This window comes from Lachnobacterium bovis (assembly GCF_900111325.1).
Taxonomy (GTDB): Bacteria; Bacillota; Clostridia; order Lachnospirales; family Lachnospiraceae; genus Roseburia; species Roseburia bovis_A.
This window is the reverse complement of sequence record NZ_FOGW01000061.1, coordinates 1-1,368: the sequence shown is the minus strand read 5'-3', so window position 1 is coordinate 1,368 and position 1,368 is coordinate 1. Positions and strand designations below refer to the sequence as shown.

The window sequence follows — 1,368 nt, the reverse complement described above, 5'->3', positions numbered from 1 at the left end:
CTGTTGTTGGCACTAGTTTAGCTCCAAATGTTCCACTTGTTGGTAGTTTCGCTCAGGAGGTTAAGGCTGATGAAACAACATCTCAGAAGGTAGTGGTTACAAAAGGAAGTAGTGCAGGTGAAACAGTGGGTGAAGTAACAATTACTATACCAGCACATTCAACTGCAAGTGCAGTTTATAATGATACTGACGGTAAATTAGAAATTACAGTTACTGCTGATCCGGGTTATAGATTAGTTAATCATGCTAGAGAGTATGAAGTATCACTTAATGGTGAAGGTAAATTAGATCCAGCCACATTTGATTCAGGGGCGACAGTTGAACTTCTTAAAGAAAAATTAACTGTTGTTAAAGCTGCTAATGTTCCGGATGGAATAACATATACAATAGATAAAACTGAATTAGATAAAGTAGATAATACAAAAGCAACTCTTATTGTAAAAGCAAAAGAAGGACGTAAATTTGTGAATAGTGAACAAGGTATTCCTAAAGTTACGGTTGGTGCTAGCGATATAGGTGGAACTAAAATAGATGATTCTACTTACAAATATGAAATAACAACAACTTTGACAGGTACAGAAGATACAGATAAAAACACTAACGTAACTATCAGTGGCGGTTCATATGAGCTTCTTTCTAATATTAAAGTAGATGATTCAGGATTAAGTGGTGCTACTGTATCGGTTTCGAAAACATCTGGAATTACAAAAGATGATCAAGTAACTATTACTGTATCACCACAGGCAAAATGTAAATTCGATGAAAGCAATCCAGATAATCCACCAGTGAAGTGGGAGAGTTCTGAAATCAGTGCGGCTACAATTAAATTTGCAAAAGATGGCGATAAATATGTAGCAACATTTCCTGCTGGCAGTTTTACAAAAGATGATGTAAAAATTAAAATTACTGGTACAGCAACATATACTGATCGTTCCACTGAAGAAAATACAAATTCTAAAGGCAAACCAACTGTTATTTCAAAAGAAGTAACTAGCACTGCTAAAGTTTCTGCAAAAGCTGGTGATGTATATGAAGCTGTAAAAGCAGCTGGTTTTGTGTCTACAGAGTTAGAAGATTTAGCAACAACAACTGAAGAAAAAGCATTACATGTAAAAGCTGAAATCACAGCTCCTGAGCCTGGAGATAATGATGCTATTGATAGGATTAAAACTAAAATACAAGATGATCAATTAAAATTAGGTTATGCATTTAAAATTACAATAACGAGAACTTATGATTATACTGATGACGGTAATGACAACCCTACAATAGATACATTAACTGATTTAGGAAAAAACGTAATTACATATACAATTACAATTCCTGAAGATCAACGTGGCAAAAAAATTTATAAAATCTACAGAGTTC

At 34.1% G+C, this 1,368-nt stretch carries 1 protein-coding gene; it reads left to right on the top strand.

The annotated features are described in order from the left end of the window. A partial coding sequence (locus BMY79_RS12275; RefSeq protein WP_177176462.1) for a hypothetical protein occupies nt 1-1,368 on the top strand: 1,368 nt, incomplete at both ends.